Annotated in this window: 15 protein-coding genes and 2 tRNA genes; 13 read left to right on the forward strand and 4 right to left on the reverse strand. The window is 72.9% G+C overall.

Annotated elements, in window-relative coordinates:
• The first annotated feature begins 197 nt into the window (after positions 1-197).
• From SXIN_RS21645 to SXIN_RS21655, 3 genes are all read left to right on the forward strand, one after another.
• The gene (locus SXIN_RS21645) at positions 198-1,520 is read left to right on the forward strand and encodes a glutamate-5-semialdehyde dehydrogenase (RefSeq protein ID WP_019709080.1); all 1,323 of its coding nucleotides are present in this window, start codon (positions 198-200) and stop codon (positions 1,518-1,520) included.
• A gap of 90 nt (positions 1,521-1,610) precedes the next feature.
• A complete protein-coding gene (locus SXIN_RS21650; protein WP_192883614.1) occupies positions 1,611-2,219 on the forward strand; it encodes an SCO2584 family spore wall biosynthesis protein in 609 nt (202 codons plus the stop codon).
• Positions 2,220-2,312: 93 nt separating this feature from the next.
• A complete protein-coding gene (locus SXIN_RS21655; RefSeq protein WP_039821280.1) occupies positions 2,313-3,416 on the forward strand; it encodes an SCO2583 family membrane protein in 1,104 nt (367 codons plus the stop codon).
• Here SXIN_RS21655 and SXIN_RS21660 read toward each other — a convergent pair.
• A complete protein-coding gene (locus tag SXIN_RS21660) occupies positions 3,413-4,510 on the reverse strand; it encodes a M48 family metallopeptidase (protein ID WP_039821289.1) in 1,098 nt (365 codons plus the stop codon). The two genes, SXIN_RS21655 and SXIN_RS21660, sit on opposite strands and share 4 nt — an antisense overlap.
• A 197-nt stretch (positions 4,511-4,707) precedes the next feature.
• On the opposite strand from SXIN_RS21660, the gene SXIN_RS31570 reads away from it, so the two are divergent.
• The 8 genes from SXIN_RS31570 to SXIN_RS21695 all read left to right on the forward strand — a co-directional run bounded on the left by SXIN_RS31570 (position 4,708) and on the right by SXIN_RS21695 (position 9,438).
• The gene (locus SXIN_RS31570) at positions 4,708-4,872 is read left to right on the forward strand and encodes a hypothetical protein (RefSeq protein WP_019709084.1); all 165 of its coding nucleotides are present in this window, start codon (positions 4,708-4,710) and stop codon (positions 4,870-4,872) included.
• A 43-nt stretch (positions 4,873-4,915) separates the two neighbouring features.
• Entirely contained in the window at positions 4,916-5,539 is a 624-nt protein-coding gene (gene nadD, locus SXIN_RS21670; RefSeq protein WP_039821281.1) for a nicotinate-nucleotide adenylyltransferase, read from the forward strand.
• Between the two features lie 31 nt (positions 5,540-5,570).
• Entirely contained in the window at positions 5,571-7,400 is a 1,830-nt protein-coding gene (locus SXIN_RS21675) for an LCP family protein (RefSeq protein WP_019709086.1), read from the forward strand.
• 163 nt (positions 7,401-7,563) lie between these two features.
• Positions 7,564-8,004, forward strand: coding sequence for a ribosome silencing factor (gene rsfS / locus SXIN_RS21680; protein ID WP_019709087.1), 441 nt, complete (start codon positions 7,564-7,566; stop codon positions 8,002-8,004).
• Positions 8,001-8,654 (forward strand): histidine phosphatase family protein, encoded by a 654-nt coding sequence (locus SXIN_RS21685; RefSeq protein ID WP_039821282.1) that lies wholly within the window; start codon positions 8,001-8,003, stop codon positions 8,652-8,654. Before rsfS ends, SXIN_RS21685 begins: the two co-directional genes overlap by 4 nt.
• 157 nt (positions 8,655-8,811) lie before the next feature.
• Positions 8,812-8,884, forward strand: a tRNA-Ala gene (locus tag SXIN_RS21690).
• A 159-nt stretch (positions 8,885-9,043) separates the two neighbouring features.
• Positions 9,044-9,205 carry a hypothetical protein gene (locus SXIN_RS31575; RefSeq protein WP_167466102.1) on the forward strand — a complete coding sequence of 54 codons (162 nt, stop codon included), beginning with the start codon at positions 9,044-9,046 and terminating at the stop codon, positions 9,203-9,205.
• Positions 9,205-9,438 carry a hypothetical protein gene (locus SXIN_RS21695; protein WP_019706682.1) on the forward strand — a complete coding sequence of 78 codons (234 nt, stop codon included), beginning with the start codon at positions 9,205-9,207 and terminating at the stop codon, positions 9,436-9,438. The genes SXIN_RS31575 and SXIN_RS21695 overlap by 1 nt, the downstream gene beginning before the upstream one ends.
• On the opposite strand, the gene SXIN_RS21700 is transcribed toward SXIN_RS21695, so the two are convergent.
• Positions 9,417-10,865: a glycosyltransferase 87 family protein gene (locus tag SXIN_RS21700; protein WP_420341061.1), complete on the reverse strand. Its 1,449-nt coding sequence runs from the start codon at positions 10,863-10,865 to the stop codon at positions 9,417-9,419. The two genes, SXIN_RS21695 and SXIN_RS21700, sit on opposite strands and share 22 nt — an antisense overlap.
• A 413-nt stretch (positions 10,866-11,278) precedes the next feature.
• On the opposite strand from SXIN_RS21700, the gene SXIN_RS21705 reads away from it, so the two are divergent.
• Positions 11,279-11,351, forward strand: a tRNA-Ala gene (locus SXIN_RS21705).
• Positions 11,352-11,535: 184 nt separating this feature from the next.
• On the opposite strand, the gene SXIN_RS21710 is transcribed toward SXIN_RS21705, so the two are convergent.
• The gene (locus tag SXIN_RS21710) at positions 11,536-13,107 is read right to left on the reverse strand and encodes an NADH-quinone oxidoreductase subunit NuoF family protein (RefSeq protein ID WP_095757397.1); all 1,572 of its coding nucleotides are present in this window, start codon (positions 13,105-13,107) and stop codon (positions 11,536-11,538) included.
• Positions 13,104-14,579: a hypothetical protein gene (locus tag SXIN_RS21715; protein ID WP_157916327.1), complete on the reverse strand. Its 1,476-nt coding sequence runs from the start codon at positions 14,577-14,579 to the stop codon at positions 13,104-13,106. Before SXIN_RS21715 ends, SXIN_RS21710 begins: the two co-directional genes overlap by 4 nt.
• Positions 14,580-14,922: 343 nt before the next feature.
• Between SXIN_RS21715 and leuS the strand changes: the two genes are divergently transcribed.
• Positions 14,923-17,829: a leucine--tRNA ligase gene (gene leuS, locus SXIN_RS21720; RefSeq protein ID WP_019709093.1), complete on the forward strand. Its 2,907-nt coding sequence runs from the start codon at positions 14,923-14,925 to the stop codon at positions 17,827-17,829.
• The last annotated feature ends 99 nt before the right edge of the window (positions 17,830-17,928 follow it).

Below are 17,928 nucleotides of genomic sequence, written 5' to 3' on the forward strand. Positions count from 1 at the left end.
TGACGCCGTCCGGCAGCGCTCCGGTGGCGCGAACCAGCGGTCCGGGCGAGGAGCGGCGGCCGGGAGGCGCGGTGGCCGGGGAGACCCGGCGATCCGCCACCGGCCCCCTGTGCGGACGGTCCCCGGACCGGGGGACCGGCCGTCTCGCGCTGCGGAACGCGCGGGGGAACGCGGGCCCGGCTCAGTACCCTGGGCCCATGAGCGTCTTCCCTTCGCCCCTCGCCGATCCGATGCCGCAGTCCCCGGTCCTCCGGGCCGCCTACCGCGCCCGTGCCGCGGCCACCGAGATCGCCCCGCTGCCCCGGTCGGTCAAGGACGACGTGCTGCGGGCGATCGCCGACGCCCTGGAAGTGCGCACCAAGGAGATCGTCGAGGCCAACGCGGAGGACGTGGAGCGGGCCCGGGCCGCCGGCACCAGCGAGGCGATCATCGACCGGCTCAGCCTGACCCCCGAGCGGATCCGCGCGATCGCCTCCGACGTCCGGGCCATGACGGCCCTTCCCGACCCGGTCGGCGAGGTCGTCCGCGGCTCGACGCTCCCCAACGGCCTCGACCTGCGCCAGGTGCGGGTCCCCCTCGGCGTGGTCGGCATCATCTACGAGGCCCGGCCGAACGTCACCGTGGACGCCGCCGCGCTCTGCCTGAAGTCGGGCAACGCGGTGCTGCTCCGCGGCTCCTCCTCCGCGTCCGCCTCGAACAAGGCCCTGGTCACCGTGGTGCGGGACGCCGTCGGCGGTGCCGGTCTGCCCGCCGATGCCGTGCAGCTCGTCCCCGGCGACAGCCGTGAGTCGGTACGCGAGCTGATGCGCGCCCGGGGCATGGTCGACGTGCTGATCCCGCGCGGGGGCGCCTCGCTCATCCGGACGGTCGTCGAGGAGTCCACGGTGCCCGTCATCGAGACCGGCACGGGCAACTGCCATGTCTACATCGACGCCGAGACCGATCTCGACATGGCCGTGGAGATCCTCGTCAACTCCAAGGCGCAGCGGCCCAGCGTCTGCAACGCCGCCGAGACCGTCCTCGTCCACCAGGACATCGCCGAGGAGTTCCTGCCCCGGGCCCTGGCGGCGCTGGCGGAGGCCGGGGTCACCGTGCACGCGGACGAGCGGGTGCGGGAGATCGCCGGGCGCGCGGACACCGGGGCGACCGTGGTCGAGGCGACCACCGAGGACTGGGAGACCGAGTACCTCTCCTACGACATCGCCGCCGGGGTCGTGGACTCGCTGGACGCGGCCGTCGCCCACATCCGGCTCTGGTCCTCCGGCCACACCGAGGCGATCGTCACCACCTCGCAGGCCGCCGCCCGCCGGTTCACCCGGTTGGTGGACTCCACCACCGTTGCCGTCAACGCCTCCACCCGCTTCACCGACGGCGGCCAGTTCGGCTTCGGCGCGGAGATCGGCATCTCCACCCAGAAGCTGCACGCCCGCGGCCCGATGGGCCTGCCGGAGCTGACCTCCACCAAGTACATCGTCACCGGTGACGGCCATGTCCGGGGCGGCGGACGACCGTCCTGCTGATCCCCGCGCGGGCCGGCGCACCACCGGTGTGCCGGGCTGATTTTCAGCTCTCCCTGCCCAAACCGGCCGGTCCGGGGCTAACCTGGACGGGTGCCGGACGATGTGGGGGGCAGGCCGTTCCCGGACGGTGACGAGCCCGACAGCCACCACCACGGGGCAGCGGACGAGGAGTTCGCCACCGTGGCGTTCGACGAGGACTTCATCCGCTCGGCACCGGTCCACGAACCCACCGCCGTCGAGCGGATGCTGGCCGCCGCCCAGGCGCGGGCGGAGGCCGAGGCGGCCCGCCGCTCCCGGCCCGGGGTCCCCACCACCGACGAGGAGCTGTACGAGCTCTACGGCGTCGGCCGCACGGAGCGCGATGCGGGAGACCCCTGGTACGAGGCCGAGGGCGGGGAGCACGACCCGCACGACCCCTACGGTCCCTACGGCGGCGCCCTGCGCCCGTACCGGGGACGGATCCGCTGGCACCGGCCGGTGGCCTGGGTGCTCGCCGTGGTGATGGGCGTCGGCATGGTGGCGCTCGCCTTCGCGGCGGTCTACCGCGGGGAGTCCGGCGCCCGGCAGGATCCCGCGCCGCCGCCCGCGACCACCGGGGTGGACGGCGACCGGATCGGCGGACTCGGCGGCCCGCCGGGCGGGCCGCCGCCCGTCTCCGCGGGCGCTCCGGAGCCCACCGCCCCGGCGGCCCGGCGCTGAGGGCGGGCCTCACCCGGGCGGCCCATCAGGCCGTCCGGAATTCGCTCCGGACCTCCGCGTTTACCAGGGGCCCTTCCGACCTACTCTGTTGGTATGGCCGGTCCTGGAGACCCACCTGAGGGGACACCCGAGGGCGTCCCGGGCGGTGGCGACGACGACTACCGATCCGTCGTCTTCGACGAATCGTTCGTCCGCGCTGCCCGCCTTCAGGAGTTCTCCGCGCGGGAACGGCTCACCGACCGCGCTCCGGCGGTCCGCGACCGCAGCCCCTGGGACCGCCGCCGGGGGCACCGGCAGGTGATCCTGCTGGTCGTCCTGATCACCCTGGCCTTCTCCACGGCCGTCTATCTCGGGGTGCGCAGCCCCTATCCGGCGGCCACGGAGCACGATCCCGACCCCCTGCGCAGCGCGGTCCTCCCGCTGGCCCCGCGCGGCAGTGTGCCCGGGGCGGCACCGGACACGCTCTTCGAGAACAGCCCGGCGGCGGGCTTCAAGGTGGGCGCCGACGGCGTTTCGCTGCCCGTGGCCCGGCGCACCGGGAGCTTCACCGACAGTCAGGTGCTCGCCGCGCTGGACGCGGCCAAGGAGTACATCGTCCGGTCCTCCCTCGATCCGGAGGTGCTCACCGGCGGCACGGTACGCCCGGTGCGGTTGCTGGTGGACCCCCTGCAGCAGGAGCAGTTCGACCGCAGCATGGACGATCCGGCCGACGACGGGCGGCACACCGCATCCGGATGGCTGGTCCGCTTCGACCCCGCGGAGGTGGCGCTGGCCGACCCGGGGGTACGGGTACGGGGCAGCCTCGCCGTCACCGAGGCCGGCCCGGACCAGCTGCAGGTCACCGGCGACCACACCTTCGTCTACGCGCTCCGCCCGGCGGACACCGGGCGGGCGGGGGAGAGCGGCGGGGACGAGCGCGCCTCCCTCTTCACCGTGCGCCGCGAGACGCGCTTCCGCTTCGACCGCGGTGATCTGCGCGACCACCGGATCGAAGTGGTGCAGAGCCAGGTGCACGCGGGCCCGATGAGCTGCTCCGCGGACACGGCCCGCTATCTTCGGCCGCTGCTCGCCGGGGAGCGCGCGGACAAGGGCGGCCCGGCCGAGACCGACCCGTTCGCCCCGGGCCGGTCCACCTCCGCGGTCTGCGGCGTCCTCGCGGACGAGGCCCAGCCGGACCTCCCCCGCGGATCCCGCTAGCTGTTTCCGGACGGCGTGGAACCGCCGCCGGCACCGCCCGCACCGCTGCCGCCGCCCGTGGAGCCGCCGTTCGCCGCGCCGGTGAACTTCTCCCGCAGCCTGCCGCCCAGGTCGCCCGCGCCCCCCGCGATGTCCCGCACCAGGCCCATGAGCGGGTCCTTGCTGGTGCGCACCGTGTCGGCGTAGTGGCTCGCGGACTCCTTGATGGAGTCGGTCACCGAGGTGTCCTTGTCCTCGTCCCGGCGCGGGTAGTGGCCGTCCATGAGCCGCTGGTAGTCGCGGCTGCGCGCCCACTTCCTCAGTTCGGCGGCGCGGACCGTGGTGAACGGGTGGCTGCGCGGCAGCACGTTCATGATCTTCAGCACGGAGTCCCGCAGGTCGCCGCCGGCCTCGTACTCCTCGGCCTGGGCGAGGAAGGCGTCCACGTTCATCTCGTGCAGATGGTTGCCGCCGGCTATCTTCATCAGGCCCCGCATCGACGCCTCCAGGTCCTGCCCGACGAGCAGCCCGGCCCGGTCCGCCGACAGCTCCGACTTGCGGAACCACTCGCGCAGCGCCGTCACGATCGCCATGATCGCCACATTGCCCAGCGGGATCCAGGCGACCTTGAGGGCGAGCCCGGTGAGGAAGAGCAGGATGGTCCGGTAGACGGAGTGCCCGGACAGCGCGTGGCCCACCTCGTGGCCGACGACCGCCCGCATCTCCTCCTCGTCCAGCAGTTCGACGAGACCCGTGCTCACCACGATGATCGGCTCGTCGAGGCCGATGCACATGGCGTTGGGCTGCGGGTTCTGCTGCACGTACATCGCCGGGACCTTCTCCAGGTCCAGGATGTCGCAGGCGTCCAGCAGCATGGTGTGCAGATGCGCGAACTGCTGGTCGCTCACCCGCACCGAATCGGAGAGGAAGAGCAGGCGCAGCGACCGCTCGGGCAGCAGCCCGCTGAGCGCCTTGAAGACGGTGTCGAAACCGCTCAGCTTGCGGAGCGCGACCAGCGCGGACCGGTCGGCGGGATGCTCGTAGGCACGCGAGGAGATCCCCGGGAACCGCCTGCGGTTGCGGTCCGGCACGCGCTCATGGCTTGCTTCGGTCATCATGACCCCCCTTGTCGGCCCGGATTGGCCTCGTCCCGCTTGCGGCCCCACCCTAGTTCGCGGCGGTGACAGCGGGACGAGGCCGGTCGGACTCCTAGGACGCATGGAGTCGGCGTGAGGTTGCGCCGGGGCCCCGCTTACGATGAGGGCGCTACCCAAGCGTCCCTGCCCGACGAACACCTGGATAGGTCTGAGAGATGAGTCTTCCCAGCTCCGCCCACTCCCTGATCGTGCTCGCCGCCGAGGGCGGTGAACACGGCGGGAACCACGAGAGCCTCAACCCGTATCTCACCGGTGGGGGCGCGCTGTTCGCGCTGCTCCTGCTGCTCTGGATCACCACGCGGCTCAACCGCGACCGCTGAGGGCCGGGACGCTGCCCCGGACCGGGAAGTAGGCTCTGCACGCATGGGAGAGCAGGACATGCCTGTGACCGGTCCGGCGAAGCGCCGGCTGGGTGTGATGGGCGGGACGTTCGATCCGGTCCACCACGGCCACCTCGTCGCCGCCAGCGAGGTCGCCGCCAAGTACCACCTGGACGAGGTGGTGTTCGTACCGACCGGGCAGCCGTGGCAGAAGAGCCACCGGAACGTCTCCCCGGCCGAGGACCGCTATCTGATGACGGTCATCGCCACGGCGTCCAACCCGCAGTTCTCGGTCAGCCGGATCGACATCGACCGCGGCGGCCGGACCTACACCATCGACACCCTGCGGGACCTGCGCGACCGGAATCCCGAAGCGGACCTGTTCTTCATCACCGGAGCGGACGCCCTCTCCCAGATCCTGGGCTGGCGCGACGCCCCCGAGCTGTTCTCCCTGGCGCACTTCATCGGCGTCACCCGGCCGGGACACGTGCTCTCCGACCCCGGGCTGCCGGACGGCGGCGTCTCGCTGATCGAGGTGCCGGCGCTCGCCATCTCGTCGACGGACTGCCGTGCGAGGGTGGCGGCGGGTGAACCCGTCTGGTATCTGGTGCCGGACGGGGTGGTGCGCTACATCGACAAGCGCGGGCTGTACCGGGACGCCGGTTGAGCGATCCGGTCCGGCAAGGGAAGGGGCACTGGTGAACGACGCACACTCCGGGCGGTACGGGAGGCCCGAGGACGGCCGGGACCCCTATGTCTACGACCCGTACACCCAGCAGTACTACGACCCCTCCCAAGGCGGCGGCGACCCGGCGCAGGCCGGGCAGGCGCGCCGGCCGGACCAGCCGGACCAGCCGTACCCGTACGGCGCTCCCTACGGCGAGCAGGGCTCCTACGACCCGTACGGCTACCAACAGCCGCAGCCCTCCCGGCCCCAGCCCCCGCAGCCGCAGCAGTACGACGCCTACGGCCGCCCCTACCAGCCGTACACGGACCCGCACCAGCAGGGCTACGGCTACGACCCGGCCGCCTACGGCGCGGCGGCACCCGGCACGACCGGGCAGCAGCAACAGCCCGCGCAGCAGACACAGCCGGGGACGTACGAGAACCGGCGCCCGTACGCGGCACAGCAGGCCGGGGAGGAGGACTGGGTCCCCCGGCAGCAGACCCGTACCGCGGAGTCCGCGGACGGGCCGGCACCCCGGCCCGCGCCCGCCGGCGGACGGGGGGACGGCGCGGGCGAGGGGGGCGACCCCGCCGGCTACCGCACCGAGCAGTTCTCGTTCATCGAGGAGCCCGACGAGGACGCCGAGGACGTCATCGACTGGCTGAAGTTCGCGGAGACCCGCACCGAGCGGCGTGACGAGCGCAAGCGGAAGGGACGCAACCGCCTGGTCGCCCTGGTCGTGCTCCTCGTCCTCGCCCTGGCCGGCGGCGCGGGCTACCTCTGGTACGCGGGCAAGCTGCCCGGGCTGTCCGGTTCCGTGGAGGGAACGCAGGCGGCCGGCGGCCCCCAGAAGCGCGACGTGATCATCGTGCATCTGCGGCACACCAAGGACGGCGGCAGCTCCACCGCGCTCCTGGTCGACAACGAGACCACCGGCAAGGGCACCACCCTGCTACTGCCGAACGCCCTCGCGGTCTCGTCCGAGGGCGGCGGTTCCACGACCCTCGGCAGTTCCGTCGAGGAGGACGGCAACGGCCCCACCCGCGACGCCCTGAACACGCTGCTCGGCTCCGAGATCGAGCACAGCTGGCGGCTCGACACCCCGTACCTGGAGAATCTTGTCGAACTGGTGGGCGGGATCACCGTCGACACCGACGCCGACGTCCCGGGCGCGAAGAAGGGCGACGAGCCGCTCGCACGGAAGGGGAAGGACGTGAGCCTCGGCGGCCAGGCGGCCGTCGGCTACGCCACCCTGCTGCGCGAGGGCGAGGCCCAGACCGACCAGCTCCAGCGCTTCGGCCAGGTCATGCGGGCCGTGCTGCGGAAGATGCCCGGCGAGGCGGAGATGGTCACCGAGACCGTCCGCTCCCTCAACCAGATCGCCGACCCCTCACTCACCGAGGCGCAGCTCGGCGCCTCCCTGGCCGAGCTGGGGGAGCAGGCGAAGGGCGGCGAGTACGCCACCGAACTGCTGCCCGTGCGCCCCGACGGCACGCTCGCCCCGGAGACCGCCGAGACCGTGGTCAAGGACGTCCTCGGCGGCAAGGTCACCAACGCCGACCCGGACGCCACCCCGAGGATCAGCGTCCGCAACGCCACCGGGGACGACGGCGCCGCCGAGAAGGCACGGGTCGCCCTGGTCAACGGCGGCTACACCGTCGTGAACGGCGGCAGTGCCGACGCGGCCCAGCAGCTCTCCCAGGTGACGTACTCCGACGCCGCCCAGGCGGCGAAGGCCGAGGAGATCGCCGTCACGCTGGGCCTGCCGGAGAGCGCGGTGAAGAAGGGCAAGGGGGCGTCCAACGCCGATGTGACGGTCGTCCTGGGGCAGGACTACGAGGCCGGGCAGAGCTCCCCGTAGCGCCCGGACCCGGAGCCAGCCGGGCCCGGGCCGGGCCCGGGCCTCCATCCCGGCGGGCGGAGCCGTACGGCACTGTCCGCCGGGCGTGCGATCCTGGATACCGGTCGTGGCGCCCCCCGGGGCACCGCGGCCGGTCCTCCGTTCCTCGACCGAAAGCCTGCCTGTGACCGCCACGGACCGCTCCATCGAGCTGATCAACGCCGCCGCCCAAGCGGCCGCCGACAAGCTCGCGCACGACATCATCGCGTACGACGTCAGCGACGTGCTGTCGATCACCGACGCCTTCCTGCTCGCCTCGGCTCCCAACGACCGCCAGGTCAAGGCCGTCGTCGACGAGATCGAGGAGCGGCTGAACAAGGAGCTGGGCGTCAAGCCCGTGCGCCGCGAGGGCGACCGGGAGGCCCGCTGGGTGCTGCTCGACTACGTCGACATCGTCGTGCACGTCCAGCACAGCGAGGAGCGCGTGTTCTACGCGCTGGAACGGCTCTGGAAGGACTGCCCGGAGCTGGAACTGCCCGCCGACGCCGCCGCGACCCGGGGCCGGTCCGAGGAGTACGCGAAGAGCGCGGCCGACGGGGCCGGGCAGGACGGTGAGCTGAACTGAACGGCAGCAGCAACGGCCGCGGCCGCCGCATCGTGCTCTGGCGGCACGGCCAGACGGCCTGGAACGTGGAGCGCCGCTTCCAGGGGACGACCGACATCGAGCTGACCGGCACCGGCGTCGCCCAGGCCCGCCGCGCCGCCCGGCTGCTGACGGCCCTGGAGCCGCAGGCGATCGTGGCCTCGGACCTCCGGCGCGCCGCCGACACGGCCGCCGAACTGGCCGTCCTGTGCGGCCTGGAGGTCACCCACGACGCGGGCCTGCGGGAGACCTTCGCCGGCAGCTGGCAGGGACTGACCCACGAGGAGATCGTCGGGCGCTACGGCGAGCAGTACGCCCGCTGGAAGCGCGGCGAGGCGGTGCGCCGCGGCGGGGGCGAACTGGAGACCGAGGTGGCCGACCGGGCGGCGCCCGTGGTCATGAGCCACGCCGACAAGCTCTCCGACGGCGGCACGCTCGTCGTCGTCAGCCACGGCGGCACGATCCGGACGACCATCGGCCGGCTGCTCGGCCTGGACGCCCACCACTGGGAGGCGCTCGGCGGCCTCTCCAACTGCTGCTGGTCCGTGCTGAGCGAAGGGGTGCGCGGCTGGCGGCTCACCGAGCACAACGCCGGAACACTGCCCGAGCCGGTGCTCGGCGACGACACCTGACGGACCGGCCGGCGGGGCCCAGTGCGGCGCCGCGGGCCCGGCCGCGGCCGCACGCCGGGCACCCCGGGGGCGGATTTCTCATTCCGGCTGGTCACCGGTTAAGCTTCTGCTCGTTCACAGCGCGGCGGTGGAAACCCGGCCGGTGCGCGGCGAGCACGGGGCTATAGCTCAGTTGGTAGAGCGCCTGCATGGCATGCAGGAGGTCAGGAGTTCAATTCTCCTTAGCTCCACCCCAAGCGATCCCGTCTCCCCTCCGGGGAGGCGGGATCGTCGCGTTGCGGGAGGAACCGGAACGACAGCGGCCGCGGGCGGACGACTCCTGTGACGTGGACGCTGACCGGGCCGGTGCTCCCGTGGCAGAATCGGACGTCGGAAGGGGAGGGAGTCAGATGCCGACGAGCACGATCGAGGCGCCGGCCCGTCCTCTCGGCAGCACCGTTCCCCTTCTCCACTGTCCGTCCTGCGGATCGGCCCTGGTCGCCCAGGTGCTCGGGGACAACGGCGGAGTCTCCTACGTCTGCACGGCCTGTGGCCACAGTTGGAGTGACTGATGGGTGCCCACAGCCGGAAGTGCGACTGGTGCGGCAGCGGTACGCCCGTCGTCCGCGACATGGAACCGCTCGACTCCGACTACCAGTACTGGTGCGAGGAGTGCGCGCGGGCCCTGATCATCGTCGGCGATCCGATCGAGACCTACCGCGAGCTCGACGGCGAGCCGATCTACGGACGTCTGCTCGACGAGTACTGCACGCTGAAACGCTTCTACTCCTTCGCCACGGCCTGACGCCGCCCGGCCCCGGCGCCCACCCCCGTCACCGCGGAGGACCCCGCCCCGGCCGCCGGCTCCGCCCCGGACCTCGCCCCGGCCGCCGTCGCGGCCCGGCGCCGCAGCGCCCGTACCGCGACGACCGCGGTGAGGCCGATGAACGCCGCGCCGCACAGCGGATACCCGGCCGAGAGCAGCATCTGCGCGCCGTTCTGGCGCAGTTCCGCCCGCGCGCCCGGGGTGTGCGGCACCCACCACAGGGCGTACGAGCAGAAGAGCAGCGCGGAGGCTGCGGTGGCCGCGCGCCACACGCGCCGCCCGGAACGGTGCAGCGTCTCCGAACCCAGCAGCACCAGCAGGGGTATGCACCACACCCAGTGGTGCGACCAGGAGACCGGGCTCACCAGCAGGGCGGTCATGGCGCAGGCCACGGCTGCCCAGGCGTCCAGCCCCGCCAGCAGCGCGGCCGTTCCGGCGGCCAGCCCGGCGACGGCCACCACCGCGGCCGCCCCGGCCCACCACAGCCCGGGATCGGGGGTGTGCAGCAGCCGGGCGAGCGCCCCGCGCAGCGACTGGTTGGCGGTCTGCTCGACGAGCCCGGGACGGTCCGTGTTGAACATCACCTCGGTCCAGAAGCGGTGTGAGTCGCGCGGCAGCGCCACCGCGGCCAGCAGGGCGGTCCCGAGGAACCCGGCGCACGCCGTCAGCGCCTGCCGCAGCAGCGGGTTCCAGAAGCCGGTCCGGCCCGTACCGCCCGTCCCGTCCGGCGGGCCCGTTCGCCGTCCGCGCAGCCGCTGCCATCCCCGGACGGTGCCCGCCACGGCCAGCAGGACCGCGAAGAGTGCCGGCGTCAGCTTGAGCCCCGCCGCTATTCCGATGCCGAGACCGGCCCAGCGGTAGCCGGCGTCCCCGGGACGCCGGGAGAGGTCCCACAGCACCAGCACCGCCAGCAGCAGGTTTATCTGGCCGTAGCGCAGCGTCGTCCAGACCGGCTCGGACCACACCGCGGCGGAGGCCAGGGCGAGTGCCACCGCCGGGCGGGGCCACCACAGCGGGCGGCCCACCAGCCGCAGCGTGAGATGGACGAGCACGACCAGCAGCGCCAGGTTCCCCGCGGTCGCCAGCGTCCGCATCTCCTCCACCCCGAGCAGGGTGAGCGGCATGAACAGCAGCGCCGCGAACGGCGGGTACGTGTTCGGCAGCCGTGACTCCGTGGCGCGCATCGCGTACAGGTCCGTCCCGGCGCGCGCGGCCCAGCCCTCGGCCCGGTAGACCATGACGTCGATCATCGTGACGTTCGCCAGGCGCTGGGCGCACCAGAAGAGCGCGAAGGAGAGAAGGCAGCACGCCAGGGTGGTGAGCAGCGGCCGGTGCCGGATCAGTTCTCGCGCAGCCGGGGGGAGGGACGGGGTGAGGGCCTTGTCGGCCGACTCCGTAGCGGTCACGCTGCGGGGCTCCAGTCGGGTTCGGGGGGACGGACCCGGCTGTGCTCCGGGTGCGGGGACCGATGCTAAGGGGTGTCCCGTAATCCCCGGTGGGCGCGCGACGCCGGCTACGGCACTCCCCCAGCCTCCGGCCGGGGGTGCCCCCACGCGCGTTGTCGGAACGTCCGCATACAGCCAGTATGCGGACGCCCCTCCGCCTTGCGATGCTCCCCCACTGCCCGAAGGGCGTGGGAGGTACCCCCAGCATCCGACGCCGCGCGCTGCTCCACCGCGGATTACGGGACACCCCTCAGCCAGACGGCTACCCCGGCAGGGCCCGCGGATGATCCGCCCGCGGGAGAATGATTTGGCGCCGAGCGGTGGAGTCCGTGTAATGTTGGCGCAGCCGCCACGGGGAACCGGGGCCGGAGCGCGGGGCTATAGCTCAGTTGGTAGAGCGCCTGCATGGCATGCAGGAGGTCAGGAGTTCAATTCTCCTTAGCTCCACAGTGAACAGAGCGGGCCGTCCGATCGGACGGCCCGCTCTGGCGTTCCCGGGAGCATCGTTCCCGCAGCGTCGTTCCCGCTGTCTGTGAGGTTGCCGCCGCCGCGTGCACGGACGCCCGACGCGCGATGCCCCGCCCGCGTCACCGGGACGCGGGCGGGGCATCGGTGGCCGTGACGGCCCGGCTCAGCCGCCGCCGCGCGGAAGCGCCTTGCGGCCGCCCGAGGGCGGTATGGCGTTGCGCGGGGCCGGGGCTTCCTCCAGCCGCAGTGCCAGCTCGGGACAGCGGCGGACGGCCCGCTGTGCCTCGCCCTGCAGATGCAGTGGCACGGGAGTGTCGGCCAGCACCGGGTAGCCGTCCGGGCCCTGCCGGACCAGTTCGGGCAGCACCCCCACACAGATCAACTGGCCCTTGCAGAGGGTCCAGTCCACCATCAGCTTCTGCCCGCTGGGGATGCCCTCCTCCTGGTAGCCGGGCGACGGGAGCGGCAGCACGCCGTGGGTGGGCCGGCCGCAGCCGCCCTGGAGCGCGTGCGCCGCGAGGTCGTCGGTGAAGGCGCTCAGCGAGGAGGTGAGGAAGCGAACGGAGCCGTCCGGGTGGGCACAGGCGCCGCGGCCCTTCACCGACTGGGTGACCTGCCGGAGCGCCTCCAGCGCCGTACGGCCGCCGCCCCCCAGCACCTCCGCGAGCCCGGCCGCCGCCGCGGGCAGGCCGAGCTTGCAGGGGCCGCACTGCCCCGCCGTCTCCGCGGCCAGCCAGTTGGCGACCCGCAGGCACTCGCCCAGCGGGCAGGTGTCCGGGCTGAGGGGCAGCAGCGCGCCGGCGCCGAGAGCCCCGCCCGCCGCGTCCATCGAGGCCCGGGAGATGGTGGCGCCGTGCGCCGACATCCCGTCCATCCACTTGCCGTGGTAGCCGCCGGAGAGCACGCCCTGCGGCATCGGCGGGGCCCCGGCCAGCTCCAGGACGTAGCGCAGCGGCACCCCGCTGGGCACCTCCATGACGAGGGGCCGCGGCACGGAACCGGAGACCGTGAGCATGACGGTGCCGGGCTCGGTGCTCAGGCCGATGCTGCCGTAGCGGTCGGCGCCGAGCCGTGCGGCCACGGCGAGTTGGGAGAACGTCTCGCAGTTGGACAGCAGCGTGGGCGCGTTGGCCACACCCGAGTCGGAGGCGCGGACCTTGCGTCCGGGCGGCAGCGACGGCCCCCCGTTCGCCGCCCGGATCACCGCCGAGGACTCGCCGGAGACCATCCGCTCGGGCGTGCGTACGACCCGCGCGCGCAGCGGCTGCCCCCGGCGGTCCGAGAGCCCCCGCTCGGCCAGGGCCTGCCGCATGGACGACTCGGTGGAGTCCCGGGTGACGGCGATGACGAGGGTGCGGGCGCCCAGCGCCTCGGCCGCCAGCAGGGCCCCGTCCAGCGGCAGGTGGGGGGCCCGGTTCATGAGCAGGGTGTCCTTGCGGCAGTTGGGCTCCCCCTCACTGCCGTTGATGACGACGACGGGGCGGACCCCGCGGCGTATCGCGGACTTGGCCACCGCCCGCAGCTTCTTGCCGAAGGGGAAGCCGGCGCCGCCCTTGCCCTTCAGCGAGATGAGCTCGGCCAGTTCGGCCAGGCGCTCCCCGGGCATGGGCTGGAGTGGCCCGTGCACCTTCAGGTGCATGTCGAGATCCAGGCGGTGGGCGAGGTCCAGGCCGGCGGTCAGCTGGGGGACTCCCACGACCCGGAGATCGAGTACGTCGGGCAGCTCGGCGTTTATGGTCGGCCTCCTGCGGTCTCTTGCCAGGGTTCACCGGGCGGGGGCGGATACGAGAATCCGGTCGAGGTGTCGGTCAGCGGGTCCGGCTGGGGCGCGGGCCTGATGGTCTCGGCCGGTGCGGGCGGCGGCGGGGACGGCGTCGGCCAGCGCTCGGATGATGCCAGATGGGTGACGCCGGGGAACGGCTCGGTCAGCGGATCGCGCAGCGGGTCCGGGCCGCGTCCGGCCGAGGGGTCGCCCATCTGCCGGGGGAAGGGCTCCGTCAGCGGGTCGTCCTGGCCCGTCACCGAGCCGGTCAGCGGCTGGCCCGCCTGACCGCCGGGCCCACCCCAGCCGCCGTAACCGTCCGTCCCGCCGTAGCCGTCCGATCCGCCGTAGCCGCCCGTCCCGCCGTAGCCGCCCGTCCCGCCGTAGCCGCCCGTCCCGCCGCCGGAGTCCGCGAAGGTCGGCATCTGCCGGGTGGGCGCCTCGGCGAAGCCCTGGCCGGCCGGCGCCGACAGCGGGCCCCCCGGCCCGCCGGACGTCCGGTCGGACGCCATCGCGCGGTAACCCGCCGAGAGACCGGACCCCAGACCGCTGCCGATCGGCACCGCGCGGGTCGAGTCGAGCGGTGGCCGCATCTCGTCGCGGCCGCCGGCGGAGGCGGGCGCGGACGCCGCCGCGCTGTGCGGCCTCGCCGCCGCGCCCGGCAGCGGGGAGACCGAGGTGTCGCGGCGGGCGCCCTCCTCGGCCGCCGCGCCGCGGCCGCGTCCCGCGCCGACGGCCTCCGGCTGCATCACCGACAGCACCAGCTGCGCGATCCTCCGCCGCTGCGGCGGGGGCAGCAGCCGCGCAGCCACCGCCAGCCCGACGGCCAGCAGGGACAGCCCGTACATGACGGTCACCCAGCCCGCGGCGGGACGACCCGCGTAGAGGCCGTGCATCACGGCGAAGCACCACGACGGGTAGGCCACGGCGTGGATGGCGCGCCAGCGGCCCGCGACCTCCCGGTTGGGCACGAAGGTGCTGCGCAGCGCGCCGGTGGAACCCGCGATCACCATGAGGTAGGCCGCCATCGAGCCCATCCCGATCAGCCCGCCCGTACCGGTGATCCCCAGGCTGAAGGGGACCAGGGCGGCGATCAGGGGAGCGTGGTCCAGCGAGACCTTGACCGCGACGTGCACCACCATGAAACCGAGCGAGGCGACGGCGACGGCGCGGTGGACCCCCTGCGCCAGCAGCCGGTCCCGCGGGTTCAGCAGCAACCGGTGGGCCGCGATCAGGCCCCACACCACCGACGCGGTGAGCGTGAGGAGCGACAGGACGCCGGCACCGAAGTCCAGGAAGGCGCGGAAACGCTCACCCGTGGCCAGGGCCAGGATGAGCGGGATCACGATCAGGAGTGCGACCGACGCGGCGAAGACCTTCGTCTGCGATGCGGCCGGCTTGGGCAGGGAGGACATGTTCCGTGGAACCTTGCGGTGAGGTTTCATGCGAGGCGACTCCTGTGGTGCGAAGAAGGGGTCCCGGCTCCGCATGCTAAGTGGCCTGTCCGGCAACGTCCGGGCGAGTTGGATATTTGCTCGAACGACCAATACGGAGCGGGAGCGCCCAGCGTTCAATCGGCGGCTCGGTGCGTCGGCCGGGACCGCTGCGGTACCCTGACACGCATGCGTGCCGTACGCCTTCTGCTTAGCGAGCCGCGCTGATCAGTCCCGGCCGGTGGACGAACCACCAGGCCGGAATCGGCGCGGCGTCCCCTCCTGTGTGAGGGGTTTTTCCATTTGCGGAACATGCCTCGCAGACGGCAGAGACGATCGATGGAGCTTTGAGACGATGAGCGACACCCATTCCGCCCCCGGGCCGGCCGCGGCGCCCTTCCGGTACGAGGCGGCCCTGGCAGCCGACATCGAGGCACGCTGGCAGGACTTCTGGGACGCCGAGGGCGTCTACGAGGCCCCCAACCCCACCGGGGACCTGGCCGCGGACGGCGGCGCCGACGCGGCGGGCCGGCCGAAGAAGTACGTCATGGACATGTTCCCGTACCCCTCGGGCGCGGGACTGCACGTGGGCCACCCGCTGGGCTACATCGCCACCGACGTCTACGCCCGCTTCAGCAGGATGACCGGCCACAACGTCCTGCACACCCTGGGTTTCGACGCCTTCGGCCTGCCCGCCGAGCAGTACGCCGTGCAGACCGGCACGCACCCGCGGGCCAGCACCGAGGCGAACATCGAGAACATGAAGGCCCAGCTGCGCCGGCTGGGCCTGGGCCACGACAAGCGCCGGTCGTTCGCCACGATCGACCCGGACTACTACAAGTGGACCCAGTGGATCTTCCTGCAGATCTTCAACTCCTGGTACGACGAGGCGGCGGACAAGGCCCGGCCCATCGCCACCCTGGTCGAGCAGTTCGAGAGCGGGGAGCGCGACACCCCCGCCGGATGGCGCCCCTGGAGCGAGCTGGACGCGGCCGGGCGGGCCGGTCTGCTGGGCGAGTACCGTCTGGCCTACGCCTCCGACGCGCCGGTCAACTGGTGCCCCGGGCTGGGCACCGTGCTGGCCAACGAGGAGGTCACCGCCGAGGGCCGCTCCGAGCGCGGCAACTTCCCGGTCTTCAAGGCCAAGCTGCGCCAGTGGAACATGCGCATCACGGCCTACGCCGACCGGCTGCTGAACGACCTGGACGCGCTGGACTGGCCGGAGGCCATCAAGCTGCAGCAGCGCAACTGGATCGGCCGCAGCGAGGGCGCCCGTGTCGACTTCCCGGTGCGCACGGCCGCCGGCGGTGAGCGCGCGATCACCGTCTTCACGACCCGGCAGGACACCCTGTTCGGTGCCACCTACATGGTGCTGGCCCCGGAGCACGAACTGGTCTCCGGCGACGACTCGATCGTCCCGGCCGCCTGGCCCGAGGACACCCACGCCGTCTGGACGGGCGGGCACGCGACCCCGGCCGAGGCCGTCGCCGAGTACCGCAAGCAGGCCGCGTCGAAGTCCGACGTCGAGCGGCAGGCCGAGGCCAAGGAGAAGACCGGTGTCTTCACCGGCGCGTACGCCGTCAACCCGGTCAGCGGCGAGCGCGTGCCCGTCTTCATCGCCGACTACGTCCTGATGGGGTACGGCACCGGCGCCATCATGGCCGTACCGGCGCACGACAGCCGTGACTTCGCCTTCGCGCGCGCTTTCGAGCTGCCGATGCGCTGCGTCGTCGAGCCGTCCGACGGCCGCGGCACCGACCCGGCCGGCTGGGACGACGCCTTCGCCTCGTACGACGCCCGGATCGTCAACTCGGCGGGCGAGGGCGTGTCGCTGGACGGACTGACCGTCACCGAGGCCAAGGCGCGGATCACCGACTGGCTGACCGAGCGCGGCATCGGCGAGGGCACCGTCAACTTCCGCCTGCGGGACTGGCTGTTCAGCCGCCAGCGCTACTGGGGCGAGCCGTTCCCCATCGTCTACGACGAGGACGGCGTCGCCCACGCGCTGCCCGAGTCGATGCTGCCGCTGGAGCTGCCCGAGGTCGACGACTACTCCCCGCGCACCTTCGAGCCGGACGATGCCGACACCTCCCCGGAGACCCCGCTGTCCCGGAACGAGGAGTGGGTGAACGTGCGTCTGGACCTGGGCGACGGGCGCGGCCCCCGGATGTACCGCCGCGAGACCAACACCATGCCCAACTGGGCCGGTTCCTGCTGGTACGAACTGCGCTACCTGGACCCGCACAACAGCGAGAAGCTGGTCGATCCCGAGATCGAGCGCTACTGGATGGGCCCGCGCGAAGGGCGGCCGCACGGCGGTGTCGACCTGTACGTGGGCGGCGCGGAGCACGCCGTGCTGCACCTGCTGTACGCCCGCTTCTGGTCCAAGGTGCTGTATGACCTGGGGCACGTCTCCTCCGCCGAGCCCTTCCACAAGCTGTACAACCAGGGCATGATCCAGGCCTACGTCTACCGCGACAGCCGCGGCATCGCGGTCCCGGCGGCCGAGGTCGAGGAGCGCGACAATGCCTTCTGGTACCGGGGAGAGAAGGTCACGCGGCTGCTGGGCAAGATGGGCAAGTCCCTGAAGAACGCCGTCACGCCCGACGAGATCTGCGCCGAGTACGGCGCGGACACCCTGCGCCTGTACGAGATGGCGATGGGCCCGCTGGACGTCTCCCGGCCCTGGGACACCCGCGCGGTCGTCGGCCAGTACCGGCTGCTGCAGCGCCTGTGGCGCAACGTCGTCGACGAGAACACCGGCGAGGTGACCGTCACCGACGCCGAACCCGGCGAGGCCGCCCTGCGCGCCCTGCACAAGGCGATCGACGGCGTCACCCAGGACATGTCCGCGCTGCGCTTCAACACGGCGATCGCCAAGGTCACCGAGCTGAACAACCATCTGACCAAGGCGGGCCGCCCGGTGCCCCGGACCGTCGCCGAGCGGCTGGTGCTGCTGGTCGCGCCGCTGGCTCCGCACATCGCGGAGGAGCTGTGGCACCGGCTGGGCCACACCACCTCGGTGGTCCACGAGCCCTTCCCGGTCGCCGACCCGGCCTACGTCCAGGACGAGACCGTCACCTGCGTCGTCCAGGTCAAGGGGAAGGTCAAGGCCCGGCTGGAGGTGGCGCCGTCCATCGCCGAGGGCGAACTGGAGGCGCTGGCCCTGGCGCAGGACGCGGTACGGACCGCGCTGGGCGGCGCGGACATCCGCAAGGTGATCGTGCGGGCCCCGAAGCTGGTCAACATCGTCCCGGTGTGACCGGCGGCCCGTAGGGGTTTCTCAGGGTTTTTCCCGGGCGGGCCCGGGGGTCGTACGGAACCCCCGGCCCGCCCCGGGCGTTTACCGTGGAGGGGGCGC

This window comes from Streptomyces xinghaiensis S187 (assembly GCF_000220705.2).
GTDB lineage: Bacteria > Actinomycetota > Actinomycetes > Streptomycetales > Streptomycetaceae > Streptomyces > Streptomyces xinghaiensis.